This is a genomic window from Dapis brunnea BLCC-M229 (assembly GCF_050015995.1).
GTDB lineage: Bacteria > Cyanobacteriota > Cyanobacteriia > Cyanobacteriales > Microcoleaceae > Trichodesmium.
Map to the genome: position 1 here is coordinate 15,828 of NZ_JBNHEP010000228.1, position 17,092 is coordinate 32,919.

A 17,092-nucleotide genomic window follows, 5' to 3' on the forward strand; every position below is an offset into this window, starting at 1 on the left:
TTGTCTCAATCTTAATTAAAACGACTATATATTTTGTTCAGATATTCAGTTATAAATAAAATTTGAATAAAGTTAATTGGAACTAACAATGATTATAATCCCTACTATTCTCTCTATTGCAATATTGCCTCTTCTCTATTCCCTATAACCAGTTATTTATAAATATTCAACCGAACATAATATTATACCTTAACATTCATCCTGAAAAACAGCCCCACGTTTAATTAATTCCTGCTTCATTTCCTCATAAATTCCCAGATTATTACCAAATATAGCACCATCTAATTCTGCACCTTCTAGATTTATTTTTCTTAAATCAGCCCCCAGTAACCTAGCATTTTTCAAGTTAGCATTCATCAGATTTGCCATCATTAATTTGGCATTTGATAATTCCGCATCACACAATTGAGTTTTTATCAGTTTAGCTTGATTCAATAAGGCACCTGTCATAATAGAATTAAATAATAAAGTATTGCTCAGGTTAGCTCCTTCCATATTCGCATTATCTAAATTTGCTTTAATCAAATTAATATCTGCTAGATTAGCATTAGTTAATTGAATATTAGTGAGATTAGCATTGCTGAGATTAGCATATCTGAGGTTAGCAGATTCTAGATTAGCATTAGTTAAATTAGCAGTGCCTATATTCGCACCCTTAAGATCGGCATTTTCCAGGTTAACCCCACTTAAATTTCTGCCATAAGCACCATGATTAACAATATCCCAAACCAGATACCACTTATCATCTAATTCTGTTCCATGATTAATTTTTACCCCTCTTAAATTAACATGATTTAAGTTAGTATCTCTCAACTTTGTGTTATGAAGATTAGCATCACTAAAATTAGTACAATAAAGATTAGTACCTTCAAGATTAGCACCTTCAAGATTAGCTCGGTTTAATTGACCTCCAACAAGGTTAACATTAGATAAATTAGTACCTGTAAGATTAGCATCTTTAAGGCTAACATCTGTCAAATTGGCATGACTAAAATTAGTACCTGTAAGATTAGCTTCGTTGAGGTTAGCATCATTAAGTTCCGCATAACTCAAGTTGGCATTTGTGAGATTACTATTTCTCAGATTAGCACGAGTTAAATTAGCATTAGTTAGATTAGTTTCAATTAACTTTGAATTTGTAATCTCGCTACGCCAGAGGTTAGCACCTTCTAGGTTAGCACCCTCTAGGTTAGCACCCCTAAAACTGGCACCTCTGAGGTCTGCACCTTTAAAATTTACCTTGCTAAAGTTAGCAAACCACATTATTGCCCCACTTAGATTAGCATGACTCAGATCGCTATTACTAAAGTTAGTTCTTTTCAGATTAGCGCACAGTAAATAAGCACTCCTTAGAATAGCGTCACTCAAATTAATATCATCTAGATCACTCAGACTTAGGTCAGCATACTCAAGATTTACACCAGCAAAATTGTTAGTTAATTGTTGACTGGTGGTTTCATCAGCATCATTTATTGCTTGATTTTTTGTACCTTGAATTAGTTTCTGTAGTTTCTCAAGTGATTGTTGGTTAGCCATATATACTTATATCTTTAATGTTTGAAATTTTAAGATGTTATTTGAGGCCAATCATTAAAATTAATTTAGTCCTGTATAATTCAGAATAATTGTAAGCATTCAGCTATTAGCGGTCAGCTCTCAGCTTTTTAAGGAAGGATGTAGCTCAATATACTATTAAGGTTAACTAGTGGACTTTTACCAAAAAATCAGGTCTAAAATCTTCCCTTGGATAGGGGATAAACAAAATCAACATCCATATTTCAATCCCAATGGTTTAGGCAGATGTACTGATAATTGATAACTGAAATTACCCATACTTTTAATTCTTTAAAACCTCTCAATTTCTTTTGCCTCTTTTCAAGGTTAATAAAGCTGATAGCTAATAGTTGACGGCTGAATACTTACGAATAATTACGCTTCTACTAATATAATCATCGCCAATAATTATCACAAAACAGGCATTTATATAAAATCTGAAGAAATAGGCAAGTAAAATTCCAATTAAAAGAAATGAAAACAGTAAATTTTGACTTTTTCTCTGGGGCACCTAACTTGATTTTTGACTATTTACTAACTTATATTTACTCTGTCTTTTCTCAAATTACCGAGAGTATGAATAGAAAAATATCAACAGAAAAATAAAGTAAATAAATTGGTAATTAATTAATTTTTCTCTGACTAAGTATCCTCAAAAACTGCCCCACGGCTAATTAAATCTTGCTTCATTTCCTCAGATAAACCAGCATCATGCCATAACCTAGCTTTCTCTACTTTTGTATTCTGAAAATTAGCTCCTTTTAAATTTGTTAATGCTAATCCAGCTTGAGTTAAATCAGCATCACTCAAATTAGCACCACTTAAATTCGCATCACTTAAATTTGCATTACTTAAATTCGCATTACTCAAATTAGCACCACTCAAATTAGCACCACTTAAATTAGCCAAAGCTAAACTAACAAGGTGCAAGTTTGCATCAGTTAGATTGGCATTACTTAACAACGCACCACTCAAATCTGCACCACCCAAATTTACTTTACTAAGATTAGCTTCACTTAAATCTGCATCACTTAAATCTGAACCCCGTAGGTAAGCACCATGTAAATTTGCTCCACTCAAATCAACACCACATAAACTAACCCCTAATAATTTAGCATCAGCAAAATCTTCAGCAGGATTTAGACCAACAATATTTGCTAACTCCAATAAATCTTCTGTATTTGCCTCGACCACATTTTTGCTCATTATTCTAAACTCTGAAAAATCACATCCAGCAGCAGTTGCAGATAACATTAAACCTTGCAACTCCTCTGGAGATTTATATTGTAATGACTCAGAAGTTAACTCAGAGTTAAAATTCTGCGATCGCAACCAAAGCACCAATTTTATTTCCAACACAGCTAGTCGGTTGGGGCTAATATTATGAGGCCATAATCCTTCAATACCAGTCATAGAGTCAAAAATTTCATCAGCTATATTTTTAACTGTTATACCAGTTTTCACTCCCAGAAAATTAGTTTTAACTTATTTTTCGGTGTTCTTGAATCTTAGGGGTCAGGAGTCAGGAGTCAGGAGTCAGGAGTCAGGAGTTAGAAATAAGTTTTTCTTGATTGACAATTTATACCAGGGGTATTGACATCCTCCCGACGCTGACCTGCGGTACAGCGCGGGATTCCCGTCCATCAATAAATTTTTACTACAAATAAAGAATTTTGACGATCGCTGCTTCCTTAGTTCTATAAACTTGATAAAATTTTAAATTTTTTTGCTTTTTTTCTTCCCTCTTCCTTATCTCCTAGATAACTAAATCCTTCTTCTTTTTTCCTTTTTCCTTTCTCTTAGTTTCATGCCTAAAATCAGCAATGCTTATCTTTAGCTACTCTCAAACCTCAAAAAATGCACCTCCCGCCACCAACTCCTGTCTCTTATTTTCAGAAATACCCTGATTTTCCCCAAATATAGCCTTCTCTAAAATTGCCTCTTTTAAATCTGCTCGTTTTAAATTAGCGCCTCGTAAATTAGCCCCACTTAAATTAACTCTACTCAGGTCTGCATTTTCCAAAGAAGCATTACTTAAATCAACATTAACCAATTTAGCATTAGGCAGATAAGCACTACTCAAGTCAGCACTACTAAGATTAGCATTACTCATATCCGCACGAGGTAATTTTGTCCGTAAATCTGCACCTGCAAGATTAGCCCCTAAAAGTTTAGCATCTCGCAGATTAGTATTACAGAGATTAGCTTGACTTAAGTTAGCACCACTAAGATTAGCTCCACTCAGGTCAGCCAGGGTTAAGTTAGCATTACTGAAATTAGTCTTTTGTAAGTTTGCCCCAACAAAATTAGTATATTGGAGGTCTATGCCACTTAAATCACTACCTGCAAAATCTTCCGTAAAATTTAGAGCCACAGTTTGAGCAATTTCTGTAAAGTTATTGCCAAATTGTTTTGATAATAATTCTTTGGCGATCGCTATCTGCTGATGTTTCAATTCTTCTACTTTTCTTCTATCCCCCATTGATTCGTATACTAATCTCAGATTAAATAAAGCATCTCCTTGGCTAGTAAAATTATCTATTTTTTTCGCAATAGCTAATTGTCGTTGATAATATTGTTGAGCCAGGGAAAATTCTCCCAAGCCATGATAAGCTATTCCTAAACTTGAGCAAGCTTCTTGGATGGCAAATTCGTCTAGGGTTTCTTCAGTGATCGCTAAATGTTGTTGTTGATATTTAATTGCTTGTTGATAATTTTCTAGAAAATAATAAGCATTCCCTAAATTTCCTAATGCTTTTGCTTCTCCTTCTCTGTCTTTAATTTCTCTAGCAATATTTAAGTGTTGCTGATAAGATTCTATAGCTAACTGATAATTTGATAGTGCTTCATAAGCTACACCTATATTTCCTAAAGCTGCACCTTGTTTACGACGGTTAGAAATTTTTTGGTAAATAGCTAGTGCTTTTTGCCAACACTCCAAAGCTGATTCAAATTGATTATTTTGATATTGATAAATCCCTTGTTTAACTAACTTGTCTGCTATTTCAGTCATAAAGTTTTCAGTTTCTTCAATAGTTTTTTTAATTGAATTTTATGTTTTACTGTTATATAACCCATTTGAGACTTCATTTATCTAATCATAACGATCAAATTTAATCCCTACCTGGTTATACCAATTTAATATGAAGTTGCATAGAATATAATTTTAATCAGAGTTGACTATAGATAAAGACAGACAAGCTAATGAATTTTTTAATTCTGTGTAGCCTTACATAAAATTGGTATGATACGAAATCCAGTTATCAATGCATATACTTTTTTTAATCTTCTCTAATCCTGTTGCCTTACCCTCATAGAGATTCTTGTCTAAACTAGATTTACCATCATATTTTCGTGATTTAAGGCACACTACAAAGAAAGTATATTTATTTATTAAGTTTTATTACTAATTCCAGTTGATGGTGAGTTACCCAGTATTACTTCATAGATTGTATAATTAGAAGTAATATTTTTATGTTAAAGGGAATTTATACTCTGGCTAATGATGTTGTATACGATCAGCTTGTGGCTTTACTAAATAGTATTGAAGCTAATGTTAGTCCTGATATTCCTATTTGTGTAATTCCTTATGATGACCGACTTGAAAAAGTTAAACAAGAAATTAATTCTAGATCAAATGTAATCTTATTTGATGATTCTCAATCAATTCAACGTTGGGAAGATTTTGCTTATGAAGTATGGTCTGCTCATCCAATAGCAAATAAAAAAGTATCTCGTTCTCAATGGTATAAAGGTCATTTGCAAAGAAAATTTGTTGCTTTTGATGGTGAATTTGAACAGTTTGTTTTTTATGAAGCCGATCAGTTAGCGATGAAACCTGTTAATGATGTGTGGGAAAAACTACAAAAATATGACTTTGTTTTTGACGATTGGGAACATAAAAAACCAACACCTGTAGCAGCTTTAAATATACCTCTTATTGAATCTTCTAGTACATATAAAGAAGATGATATTAGAAAAAAAATTCATGATGCTAGTTTTTGGGGTTCTAAAAGAGGATTGTTCAACCCAGAAGAATTAATTAATTTGAAGGCGAAATTAATTAATGAAAATGAAATTGAATGGATTAATGGGTATGGGTTTTGGGATGATGTATTTTTATTAAATTATTTAACGTTCAGGTGCGATCGCCCCATTTATAACTTTACTCTAAGTGAAAATGGACAAGATAGAACAGGTAACTGTGCCGACGCCGATCCCTTTATTAATATTGATAATGTACTTTATAATCAACAAGGTTTAAAACCGATTCACAGAATTCATTATATGAATTATTCATCTAAAGATTTTGCACGTCTATGTCAAGGTTATGATGCTGAGATTAGATATAAATACGATATTCACAAACTGTATAAGAATTTCCATTAGCAAGATTATGGTTAGTTTCTGGCAATAAATTCCAGGTATTATCTAGAAAAATTGAAGTAGGAGAACTAAACCCACTTAAATCTCGATTAGATAGTCTAACAGATTTTTTTACTGTTTCATAAAGTTCTACATCACTAAGATTAATATTTAACTTAGTATTAGTTTCTTTGAGTCTTTGATAGAGATGTTCAGTGGCAGTCAAGCCATCTTCCGAAATAGGTTCAAATGGAATCGTAGATTCAATACAAGCAATAATTTTAAACAGATATTTAGGTGTCATAAATGTTTCCATGACTTTTGCAGCAACCACAGCACTCATAAACTCATTTTGACCGCTAAAAGGTAACAAAACCTGACCAGGAACAAAACCAAAAATAAACGTTACCATCTCAAAAGTCCGATCATTAGGCAATTCATTTTTTTCCCTAATTTTTAACTTTCCTTGTGTCTCTTGAATATAAGGAGCAAGATAATAACTTAGATTAAAATTAACACTATGATCTACTTGTACATAAACTAAATCGTGGAATAAAGCTGCTAATACTTCAATCGCATCTTGTGAACTTCCCACCTCAAAAATATGATTAGGAGTATGAAAATAACGCCATGGCCATGTCATTGGTTGCACAATTAACTCCGCAATTTCAGCAAGTTTCTCTGGTTTAACTTCTACCTGTAGTTGTTTAGTTGCCCAGTTGAGTTTTTCCAAGCATTGTTCATACTCATGTTCAAAGTTTATTGCTTCTTGACTACTTATTTTGTTAATTAATGATTGACTTTTAACTAAAAATCAGTTAAATTATTCTTTATAAACATTATTATGGTTTCTTCTTGTCTAAAATTTGATTTCCATCAAAGTTTTCCAAGCAAATTGTGGTAGAGCCAACATTCGTCGCCAACGCCAAGGCTCCTGATAAAGTCGATACAACCACTCCAAAGAATTGTCACAAAACCAAGCAGGTGCCCTTTCCTTTACACCAGCCCATATATCCAAACTACCACCAATACCAATCCAGATTGCTTGAGGACAAATATGTTTATGTTTTGCAATCCACAACTCTTGACGAGGCACTCCTAAACCCACAAATATTAATCTTGGCTGTAATTGTGCCAAAGTCTGTAATAGTTCCTTCTCCTCTGCTGGAGATAAATAACCATGCTGACAAGTGATACGGCTGACGCCACGCTCCGCGATCGCTAACTCTGGGACTTTTTCTTGCCAAGTCTCAGCAGCTTTCATAGCTACCCCTGGTTTTCCTCCATAGAAAAATACTAAATTCTGTGGATTCTGTTTCGATGCTTGGCACAAAAGACTTTCTGCTAATTCAATACCAGGACAACGCCCTACAGATTTACCCTTAAGCCTTAAGTATAAAACTACCCCAGCTCCATCAGGAACTACCAATTCAGCCTGACGAATTATCTCAGCCAAGACATGATTCTTCTCACCCTGTATTACCATTTCCGCATTCAGGGTCACTACATGAGTTCCCACTCCCGTCTCTAATCGAGAAAGTAAGTAAGCAGAGTAGTCATCTAGACAATGTACTGGTAAACCTAGCACCAGATTTTCTGCAATTGGACTAAGTGTAGGCTCAGATTTTTTTTCCCTCATAAGTATTATATTTTATTGATTTTTGTTTTTGACAATCTTTAATACTTACTGAGGTAGATTACCTGATTCCGCTTTTTCCGGCTACTGCTTAACCAATTTCTTTCATCCTGATTAGCTCCTGCACATTTAAACTGTGATTGGTAGTGGACTGAGACATATTCAATGCTACGTTACGAGAGATTGTTAAATGCCACCCGCAGTCTAAATTTTAGGAGTAAATACGCACCCTACAAGTTTGGCACTAAATTCTATGTCAGTCCAGTAGTGCCGTATCTAGTCTTAAATATTACGATGCCGATTTTTCAAAGCTTTTAGTCAAAAATTTATTACACTACTTTCATCTAGAAACGGCATTAGTTATAGAAGTACGGACTGGTATATTTACAAACTTGTTGGAACTCATAATTGCTATAAAGTCTCATCTGACAGGCTTTTTATCCCCTGGTCTCAGTAATTTGCACGAAAGCGCTATGGAACCCATTTGGTCTTTCCCAATATTAAATTTTGGCGTTGCATAATCTATAGCAATCCTATTTAAGTTGTAATATTTTCGTGGTAGGGGCGTTTTATGTTGCGGAGCAAAGCGGCTGTTCGCCCGTACAGGATTCAGGAGTAGTAGGGGCTTGCTGGCCATTCGCCCCTACAGGAGTCATAATTTTAAAGGTTTTCAGTTTAAATTAACTATTATAAAAATTGTTACAACCAATGGGTGGATTGCTATGGATATGAATTATAAATATTTACTATCTACACTACTTGTTCCCATTCCCATTGAGAATAAACTACTCCCTACCCCCAAAGATTGAAAATCATACCCCCCCTTCAGCAACCCCTAAATTTTTATAGAAGTCAAGTAGAGGAAATAGGGGCAAAAGGTTGGTTGAAAAATACTCCCCATCTCCGCCCTATTTTTTTAATTAAATAGCTCTCAAATAGCTTCTATAGGAATTAGCTGATAACCTAAAAGCATTTTTCTGTTATTTGTTCCTTGTTCCCCGATCCAGATTTTCCAATTTTAGGAACTTCATCTATAATCAATCGAGCAGAATCAACTACAAGCATCTTATTGTATTCTTACCACTAACACTTTTATAAAAATTAGTATTTTATGAATCTGACAGCAGGAGTTGTCCTCCAGAAAGGAAAATATACTATTGATAGTATTTTAGGCCAAGGATGCTTTGGTATAACTTACCGAGCCATTCATCATCATTTTAACCAAATTGTTGTACTGAAAACTCTCAATGAAAGTCTACGCCAGCATCAAGATTTTGCTAAATTTCAACATCAATTTATAACTGAGGCTCATCTCCTGGCTAACTCTGGACATCCCAACATTGTCAAAGTATGGGACTTTTTTGAGGAAGATGAGCTTTTCTTCATAGTAATGGACTATATACCGGGTCAAAATTTGACTGAGTTAATACAGTCTGGCCATAATCTCCATCCCAACCAAGCTGCTCATTATATGCACCAAATTGCCTCAGCTCTTTCAGTAGTTCACAAAAATGGTTTTTTACATCGGGATATACAACCTAAGAATATTATTAGGCGAGCTGGAACTAATACTGTTGTACTAACTGATTTTGGCATTGCCTGTGATTTAACTCCTGGAATTAGGCAAACTCATACTAATTTATTTTCTGTGGGATATTCACCACCAGAACAGTGTAATCCACAACAAAAGTTAAGTCCGGCAACAGACATTTATGCTTTAACAGCTACATTATACTATTTACTTATTGGCAAGGCTCCTACTCCTGCAGCTTTAAGGCTCAGTCAAGCTGTTCCTCAAACACTTAAATTTTCTGCAAAAGAACTAAAAGATTTTCAACCTAATCTTACTCCAGGTATTCTGAAGACTATTCTCATGGGATTAGAAATAGATCCTGAAAAACGACCTCAAACTGTAGAAAGTTGGTTAGCACTTCTTTTAAATGAATCAAATATTTTAGAGGTAAAAAAACAGAATAGTTATTTAACACAGAAAGCATCTATATTTAATAATAATGACAAATTGACGGAGCTTCAATCAGAGTCAACTATTGAGCAGAAAGTAGGTAAATATATTACTAATGAAGTTCCTATAAAAAAGGTTAATAAAAGAAATATCAAACCTTACAATGACGCTGTTTTCATCCCTAGTTATACAGATAATAAATTTAGTTGGATTAATCAACTTTCTTTCCAATTGACAATTTTTTTGTTGTTTGTCTTGACTGCCGGAACTTTTGGATGGATAGGTTTTAATATTACCTTGCGTTATAGCCATGCTAAAACTAATAACAAAATGGCATCTTTGACATCAAGTAATTTATTAGAAAGTCTGAAGCAAGAGCAAAATTACACTTTCCGAAATCACGATCCCTCTAGTCCTCTTTTTGGTTCTCCTTCAGTCAAAACTTACTCGATAAACCCACCAAAATTAAACAAATTACCTAAGCCAGATTTTGAACAGGATGAATTTGTCCCAAATAGTTTGTCTGTTTCTAATGACTATGAATCTTGGTCAGAAAAAGCAGATTATTCTGGTGATGTGAAAACTCAAGTATCTCCCTACAATTATTCCTCTAATGACAATAGTGCCAAGGTTGATTTGCCAAAAACATCATATTATCCTTCTGATTATCAACCTAAATATCCGCAGCAAAATCAGTACCCAGATGACTACTATTAATTTGATTTTTTTGATATAAATTTATATTTTGAAAGTATTTTTTGAGCAATATTTTATTTATTATTTTAGTCAAACCTACTAATACCAAGTTGATTATTTTTGTGACAAATATTAGTTTAAAAAGTGCAATAAATAAGCTGTCATACTATGAAAAGTAATGTGCTTTTGGTAGATAAAGTCTTTATACGAATTCACTTTTAAAGATTTCACAAATATCACAAATAGTTTAAAACTATATACAGCAATTCTATTTAAGTTGTAATATTTTGCTGGCAGTTAGGAGTCAGAACTCAGGTAGAGTCCTCGTCGGTAGGGCGACGTACAGGAGTCAGAATGTTAGAGGTTTTCAGCTCAAATTAACTATTAGAAAAAATGTCACAATCAATTTAGGATTGCTATATGTGAAATAATTCCCTGAAATTACCGAATAATTAAGGTTTAAAGCCTCTCATGAGCAAGGAGAAACAAGCGGTCGTTTGCGGAGTATTCCGTCAGGATAGGATGGCGAGGATACCTCGCCATATCCAATCGACCAAGAGAAGAAAAAATTTTCATAATTAGTCAATCCTCTCCTTTTCAAGGAGAGGTAATTAATAATTAATAATTATTAATTATTAATTGTTGAATGTAGCTTCAAAATGTTTAGCCTGTAAAATCTTAATGCATGACTTTTGACTTCCGTAAAATGGTATAAGGAACTGGCAATACTTCCATTCCCTCGGAATGTAAGTCGTTTGGCAAAACTAAGAAGACTATTCCTGGTAAATATAAAAGCCCATATCATAGCTATAGTATTGATATTAGGTCGTTCACCTAAAGATCAACATCTTTTAAGAAACTAGGTAAGACACTTATAAAATAATGTGATACAATACTTTACAATTAGAATCACATCTTTACTCCCACTGAGAAATTAGGCCTCAAACATGAAGATGAATACAAAATTAAATTAAATAGTTAGATATTTGAATAAGAGGTGGTGAGTGAGATATATTTCAATCTGACTGAATCTGTTGAAATTTAACCAAAGGCTGGCTCATTGACCAAACTTAAACATCAATAGACAGTTTGTTAAGCAGATAAAAAAACAAGCCCAATTAGTTAAAAAAACATCTAAATTGATTAGTAAACTATCAAAATAAACTATTTTTTTATGAGTAAATCACCAATTCATGCTTTCTTTGTCGGTAGAGCTATTGCAGAAGGAGTATATGAAAAACTAGAAAATAGCATCACCAATACCCTCAGTGGACTAGGTAAATTTGACGCAGAGCAAAGAGAAAACTTGCGTAGCTTTATTGACCAAGTTTTAGAAAGAGCAAATAGAGAAGCTCAAGCAGAAAATAACACCAATAATAATAGTAACTCTGAGGAATTGGACTCTCAGCCCAAAGACCTACAAGCCATAATTGACGATCTAAGGGCTGAGGTAGCTCAAGTCAGGGCAGAATTGCAAAAATATCGTAGTCGCTCTTCTTGACATATCCCCGAATGTTGGCCTTGAAAGACAATCTGGGATTCTTCAACCTCCTAAAAGATTGTCGTATATATATATATATATATATATATATTGGAAGTGAAGTCCTCTTCCTGTTTTAATTCAGTATACTATGACAGGTCTTTTACGCCGAAGCTGAATAATATATAAAACGGGGGACTTCCAACTGTGAATCTTACAAACTATACCTGCGCTCATTGTTTTCTATTGCCATGAGCTCAATCTTTAATAATATCACAAATTATAAAATACTGCTATTGTGTCTGTTCTCCTCAATGACATTATTAACCACAAGGAACAAGCTAACTATACAACTGGAGGCTCAATGACTAAAGCCCCCAGCAAACCCTATAGTCAGAAAGCTTATCGCTGGAACAAAGAAAATTACTCTCGCCAGCGTCGTTACATTGATATTTGGAGTTTCGTTCTCCTTTGGCTAACTTGGCTTTGGGTGGACAAAAAAGATTGGAGCTACCGGGGGGGAATAACAGAAGAAAAGAAAAATCTTAGACGGCGGAAACAAGCTATTTGGGTCCGAGATACAATGCTAGACTTAGGCCCAACCTTTATCAAGTTGGGGCAGCTATTCTCCACCCGTGCTGACTTATTTCCTTCAGAATACGTTGAAGAGCTTTCAAAACTTCAAGATAAAGTTCCCGCTTTTAACTACGAACAAGTTGAGATAATTATCCAAGAGGATCTGGGCAAAAAGGTAGAAGAACTATACCCAAGCTTCGACCCAGTTCCTTTAGCTGCGGCTAGTTTAGGTCAAGTTCATAGAGCGCAACTTCACTCTGGTGAAGATGTAGTAGTTAAAGTACAAAGACCTGGGTTGAAAAAACTATTCCAAATTGATTTGACTATTCTAAAAGGAATAGCTCGTTATTTTCAAAGTCACCCGAAATGGGGTCGGGGTCGAGACTGGTTGGGTATTTATCAAGAATGTTGCCGAATTCTCTGGCTAGAAATAGATTATCTCAACGAAGGTCGCAACGCCGATACTTTTCGTCGTAATTTCCGCAACTGTGACTGGGTAAGAGTTCCCAGGGTTTATTGGCGGTATTCAGCGCCACGGGTACTGACATTGGAATATGTTCCAGGTATCAAAATTAGTAATTATGAAGCTCTGGAAGCATCAGGCCAAGATAGAAAGGCTTTGGCAAGAATGGGTGCTGAAGCATATTTACGACAACTTTTGAATGATGGCTTTTTCCATGCTGACCCTCATCCCGGTAACATTGCTGTTAGTCCAGAAGGGGGATTAATTTTCTATGATTTTGGGATGATGGGACAAATCAAGTCTAACATCCGGGAGAAACTCATGGATACTCTCTATGGGATTGCTTCAAAAGATGCTGAGAGGGTAATTATGTCTCTGATAGATTTGGGAGCTTTGACTCCTACTGGAGATATGGGACCTGTGAGGCGTTCTATCCAATATATGTTGGATAATTTTATGGATAAGCCCTTTGAAGCCCAGTCAATTACGGCCATTAGTGACGATCTGTATGAGGTTGCTTATGACCAACCTTTCCGTTTTCCAGCAACTTTCACTTTTGTTATGCGAGCTTTCTCTACTTTGGAGGGAGTTGGTAAGGGTTTAGACCCAGAGTTTAATTTTATGGAGGTGGCACAACCGTTTGCCATGCAGCTTATGTCTGATGGAAATTCTCAAAATACTATTTTTAATGAGCTTGGTCGTCAAGCCGCTCAGGTTAGTTCTACTGCTTTGGGTTTGCCTGGTCGTATTGAGGATGCAATTGATAAGTTAGAACAGGGGGATATTAGGGTTCGGGTTCGGGCGACGGAAACAGATAGGTTGGTTCGTCGGGTTGGTAGTGTGCAAATGGGTACTAATTATGCTTTGTTGATTAGTGGTTTTACTTTGTCGGCGACTATTCTATATGTTAATAATCAGGTTAGTTTGGCTTTGGTGTTGCTCTTGTTGGTTGTGGTGATGGGGTTTGCTTTTATACGACTTTTGAAGCGTATCGATCGATTGGATAAGATTGACAAGATGATGTAAACCAATTATTTCAGAAATGTTTTTACTTTTTTTATTCCCCTAAACGAATATATCTAAATTGGTGCTTTACATTATTGGGGCGGGTTCCTCTGATTGAACGTTGAAATTCGTTAAGTTGTACTTGAACCCGCTCTTACTAAACCGAACCATATTTTTTTTATTGAACAAATAGTCAATTGCATAGACAAGTAATCCCTTATAAATAAATGGTATCAGAATTTTTTGGGAAATGCAAGGCAAACATCCTTTCTGCTGCCGACTTTTTAGGAGCTTTAGAGAATGAATATTTGGGTTGTGGGTGTGGATGGCGATCGCTTCTGGAAATTTAGATATGATTAGCGCTCAGAGGATAAGAACATGGAAAAATTCCTCAGCGGTTGATTTGTTCCTGAGCTTCACAAAATGATTTTCGCTTATCGCTTATGAGGTAAAGAGAGAAAATGGATTAACGAGTTTATTTTTAATTCTTTTGAAATTCCTTCAATAACCAAGGATAAACTTGACCTTGGTTTGTTTGGCAACTGCGCTGAAGTGCTTCTTCCAACAAAGAAATGGCTAAACCAGGCAAAACTTGAGACCGATCTATTTTTCTACTTCCTCCATTAGCAACTGCAAAAGCAATAATTTCTAAATTCTGTACGTCAACTATCCAATATTCAGAAACATTCATTGCTTCATACAACAAACGTTTTTCACCTTTATCATCAGCAAGAGAAGTATTAGCAACTTCAACGACTAGGGTTGGTGGAGGATAAATATCTAGATCGATAATAGAAGTTCCTCTTGGAATAACATTTGCATTTTCACCAATGTAACAAGAGACATCGGGTTGAGCTTCTCGAAGCCCAGTTTTGCGGTAGGTGCAGTTATCTTTAAAGTTTAGGTTAATATTTCTGGTAGCTGCAAAGAGGCCAACTGCAATAGTGATAACTGCATGGTCATTAGCGTGGTCGTTTCCTACGGGAGACATTTCGATTCTAAGTTTTCTGTTGTGATAGTAAACTTTGGCTTTTTCGTAAGTTGGGTCTTGAATAGTTTGGATATATTCTTGCCAAGTTGCTGTTATCCAGGTGTCTGTGGGTAGTTTGGTTTGGGTTTGATTCATTGTTGAATAATTTTAATTTATTGTAGTAAGGGAATTTCAAAAAAATTTTCGACCCGCTTTAGCGGGAGAAGGAGAGGAAAGAGGAAAAAGAGGACAAAGGGAAAAAGGGGAAAAGAAAAGAGGGGAAGAATTCTAGGAACGAAAGACAGAAACGACCGGAACAGACGAGACAATCCGAAAACCCCTAATGTCGATGATGTAGTCGGCATTGTCGTCGTCGTTACGCCTGGCACTCCGACAAATCCAAGAATCGTTGTACCAGCCACCGCCACGGAACACTTTGCCTCCACCAAAGATCGATTTTAAAAATCCTTTTTCTCGGGTTTCCCAAGGACTACCATTAGTAGGCGCACCATTATAGTTATCGTGCCAAATATCCTGACACCATTCCCATACATTGCCGTGCATATCGTATAAACCAAAAGCATTAGGAGGAAAACTTCCTACATCGGTTGTTTGTTTTCGATATATTCCTTTAGGAGCATTGCCATAAGGATTATTACCGTCGTAGTTAACTAACTCAGACGTTATAGTTTCTCCAAAATGGAAAGGAGTAGTCGTTCCCGCACGACAAGCATATTCCCACTGACTCTCACTGGGCAAAGTGTAAATTTTTCCAGTTTTCCTAGATAGCTGTTTGCAAAACTCTATCGCGTCATGCCAATTCACACATTCTACTGGCCGACTTTCTCCTTTAAAATTAGAAGGATTATTTCCCATTATGGCTTGATATTGTTCTTGAGTAATGGGATATTTACTCATATAAAAAGGTTGGAGAATTACTTCATGTTGCGGACTTTCAGATTCGTCTCTTCCCTCTTCATTTTCTGGGGAACCCATGAGAAAACTTCCCCCAGGAATATAAACCATTTCTAATTTAATTCTATTACCTAAATTTTCTATTTTTTGCCTAGCACTTCCCTGGGTACGGTTAGTAATATAGCCAGAGTTATCTAAAGTTAAAACTTCAAAAGTAAATAGCTCTCCTTTTTCTGATTCTGCTGTTGATGGTTGAGATGTTTGAGGTGAAGAAGTAGACTGTTTTTTTCTTTGAGAGGTAGGCTGAATCAAAGACAAAATTTCTCCTACATTTTTAAACCTTTTGTTAGTTGCTCCGACAATCATTTTATCCAATATTTTTCCAAGTTTATTGCTTATCTTTGATTTTAAATAATCTTGCCATATCCACTCACTTTCACGCACATCAAACAAATTAAAAGGTTCCACTCCAGTTAATAAATGAATACAAGTTACACCTAAACTATAAATATCGCTAGAAAAAGTTGCTTTTCCTGCTGTTTGCTCTGGAGCAATATATTCAGGAGAACCAATAATAGTTCCTGTTTCTCTTAAAGCAGTCATTGTGGCATATTTAGCTGCTCCGAAATCTACCAATATAATATTATTTTCTGGCGAGCTAGAAGCTCGCACTGGATAAAATTGATTATTATTCTTTCTCCTAATAATATTCTCTGGTTTAATATCTCGATGAATTACCTGCTGAGAATGAATAAATTCCAACACGGGCAATAAACTTTTTAATAATTCTAAAATTTGACTTTCATCAAAAGCTCCTGACTCTTCTAATTCCTGTTGTAAATTTTGCCCGTCAATAAATTCTTGTACTATATACTGTCGATTATCCTGAGTAAAATATGCTAAAAGTTCGGGGATTTGCGGATGTCTACCTAAACCATCTAAACGTTGAGCTTCTTGAGCAAATAATTCGGCAGCTTTTTCCAAACTTTTAGTTCCTTGTGCTTGAGGAAAAAATTGTTTAATTACGCAAAAAGGCTTTGAAGGTTTATATTCATCTACAGCTTGAAAAGTTCTGCCAAAACCTCCTTGTCCAATAATTTTTAGAGCGCGATAACGTTCAGCTAAAACTAATTTTTCACCACACTTTTGACAGAATATTGTTTCTGGTGGATTAAGTTTTAAACAGTTAGGATTTAAACATTGAGTCATATCAGTTATCGGTTATCAGCTTTCCAGTGCGAGCTTCCAGCTCGCGTGTTTAATAATAATAATACCAAACCTATTGGAAAATTGAATTACGTTCTGGGAATTTTTATTATATTCTGGCAATTTTTATTATATTCTGGGAATTTTAATTGTATTCTCGCGAGCTGGAAGCTCCCACTAGAAAATACTAAACCTGCTGGAAATTTTCATTATATTCTGGCAATTTTTATTATATTCTGGGAATTTTAATTGTATTCTCGCGA

12 protein-coding genes are annotated in these 17,092 nt (G+C 35.1%); 5 read left to right on the forward strand and 7 right to left on the reverse strand.

What is annotated here, in order from left to right:
* Positions 1-189: 189 nt before the first annotated feature.
* The 3 genes from ACP6PM_RS26560 to ACP6PM_RS26570 all read right to left on the reverse strand — a co-directional run bounded on the left by ACP6PM_RS26560 (position 190) and on the right by ACP6PM_RS26570 (position 4,567).
* Positions 190-1,536 (reverse strand): pentapeptide repeat-containing protein, encoded by a 1,347-nt coding sequence (locus tag ACP6PM_RS26560; RefSeq protein WP_426589905.1) that lies wholly within the window; start codon positions 1,534-1,536, stop codon positions 190-192.
* Positions 1,537-2,196: 660 nt separating this feature from the next.
* The gene (locus ACP6PM_RS26565) at positions 2,197-3,018 is read right to left on the reverse strand and encodes a pentapeptide repeat-containing protein (protein ID WP_426589906.1); all 822 of its coding nucleotides are present in this window, start codon (positions 3,016-3,018) and stop codon (positions 2,197-2,199) included.
* Between the two features lie 379 nt (positions 3,019-3,397).
* Positions 3,398-4,567, reverse strand: coding sequence for a pentapeptide repeat-containing protein (locus ACP6PM_RS26570; RefSeq protein WP_426589907.1), 1,170 nt, complete (start codon positions 4,565-4,567; stop codon positions 3,398-3,400).
* A 461-nt stretch (positions 4,568-5,028) separates the two neighbouring features.
* On the opposite strand from ACP6PM_RS26570, the gene ACP6PM_RS26575 reads away from it, so the two are divergent.
* Positions 5,029-5,943 carry an Npun_R2821/Npun_R2822 family protein gene (locus tag ACP6PM_RS26575; RefSeq protein WP_426589908.1) on the forward strand — a complete coding sequence of 305 codons (915 nt, stop codon included), beginning with the start codon at positions 5,029-5,031 and terminating at the stop codon, positions 5,941-5,943.
* Here the strand turns inward: ACP6PM_RS26575 and ACP6PM_RS26580 are convergent.
* Both ACP6PM_RS26580 and ACP6PM_RS26585 read right to left on the reverse strand, forming a co-directional pair.
* On the reverse strand, positions 5,897-6,652 hold the full coding sequence (locus ACP6PM_RS26580; RefSeq protein WP_426589909.1) for a hypothetical protein: 756 nt from the start codon (positions 6,650-6,652) through the stop codon (positions 5,897-5,899). The two genes, ACP6PM_RS26575 and ACP6PM_RS26580, sit on opposite strands and share 47 nt — an antisense overlap.
* Before the next feature lie 126 nt (positions 6,653-6,778).
* Positions 6,779-7,558, reverse strand: coding sequence for a WecB/TagA/CpsF family glycosyltransferase (locus ACP6PM_RS26585; protein ID WP_426589910.1), 780 nt, complete (start codon positions 7,556-7,558; stop codon positions 6,779-6,781).
* Between the two features lie 1,108 nt (positions 7,559-8,666).
* Between ACP6PM_RS26585 and ACP6PM_RS26590 the strand changes: the two genes are divergently transcribed.
* From ACP6PM_RS26590 to ACP6PM_RS26605, 4 genes are all read left to right on the forward strand, one after another.
* Positions 8,667-10,235, forward strand: coding sequence for a serine/threonine protein kinase (locus tag ACP6PM_RS26590; RefSeq protein WP_426589911.1), 1,569 nt, complete (start codon positions 8,667-8,669; stop codon positions 10,233-10,235).
* A 1,153-nt stretch (positions 10,236-11,388) separates the two neighbouring features.
* Positions 11,389-11,715: a DUF6825 family protein gene (locus ACP6PM_RS26595; RefSeq protein WP_426589912.1), complete on the forward strand. Its 327-nt coding sequence runs from the start codon at positions 11,389-11,391 to the stop codon at positions 11,713-11,715.
* 343 nt (positions 11,716-12,058) lie between these two features.
* Positions 12,059-13,759, forward strand: a complete 1,701-nt coding sequence (locus ACP6PM_RS26600) for an ABC1 kinase family protein (protein WP_426589913.1) — start codon at positions 12,059-12,061, stop codon at positions 13,757-13,759.
* A 206-nt stretch (positions 13,760-13,965) separates the two neighbouring features.
* A complete protein-coding gene (locus ACP6PM_RS26605; RefSeq protein ID WP_426589914.1) occupies positions 13,966-14,088 on the forward strand; it encodes a hypothetical protein in 123 nt (40 codons plus the stop codon).
* Between the two features lie 131 nt (positions 14,089-14,219).
* Here the strand turns inward: ACP6PM_RS26605 and ACP6PM_RS26610 are convergent, their stop codons facing one another.
* Positions 14,220-14,864, reverse strand: a complete 645-nt coding sequence (locus ACP6PM_RS26610) for a Uma2 family endonuclease (protein ID WP_426589915.1) — start codon at positions 14,862-14,864, stop codon at positions 14,220-14,222.
* A gap of 132 nt (positions 14,865-14,996) precedes the next feature.
* Positions 14,997-16,832 (reverse strand): bifunctional serine/threonine-protein kinase/formylglycine-generating enzyme family protein, encoded by a 1,836-nt coding sequence (locus ACP6PM_RS26615; protein WP_426589916.1) that lies wholly within the window; start codon positions 16,830-16,832, stop codon positions 14,997-14,999.
* Positions 16,833-17,092: the final 260 nt, after the last annotated feature.

Coding starts and splice junctions, on each gene's coding strand:
- ACP6PM_RS26560 (WP_426589905.1), bottom strand. CDS start 1,536: ATGGCTAACCAACAATCACTTGAGAAACTACAGAAACTAATTCAAGGT.
- ACP6PM_RS26570 (WP_426589907.1), bottom strand. CDS start 4,567: ATGACTGAAATAGCAGACAAGTTAGTTAAACAAGGGATTTATCAATAT.
- ACP6PM_RS26575 (WP_426589908.1), top strand. CDS start 5,029: ATGTTAAAGGGAATTTATACTCTGGCTAATGATGTTGTATACGATCAG.
- ACP6PM_RS26585 (WP_426589910.1), bottom strand. CDS start 7,558: ATGAGGGAAAAAAAATCTGAGCCTACACTTAGTCCAATTGCAGAAAAT.
- ACP6PM_RS26590 (WP_426589911.1), top strand. CDS start 8,667: ATGAATCTGACAGCAGGAGTTGTCCTCCAGAAAGGAAAATATACTATT.
- ACP6PM_RS26595 (WP_426589912.1), top strand. CDS start 11,389: ATGAGTAAATCACCAATTCATGCTTTCTTTGTCGGTAGAGCTATTGCA.
- ACP6PM_RS26600 (WP_426589913.1), top strand. CDS start 12,059: ATGACTAAAGCCCCCAGCAAACCCTATAGTCAGAAAGCTTATCGCTGG.
- ACP6PM_RS26605 (WP_426589914.1), top strand. CDS start 13,966: ATGGTATCAGAATTTTTTGGGAAATGCAAGGCAAACATCCTTTCTGCT.
- ACP6PM_RS26610 (WP_426589915.1), bottom strand. CDS start 14,864: ATGAATCAAACCCAAACCAAACTACCCACAGACACCTGGATAACAGCA.
- ACP6PM_RS26615 (WP_426589916.1), bottom strand. CDS start 16,832: ATGACTCAATGTTTAAATCCTAACTGTTTAAAACTTAATCCACCAGAA.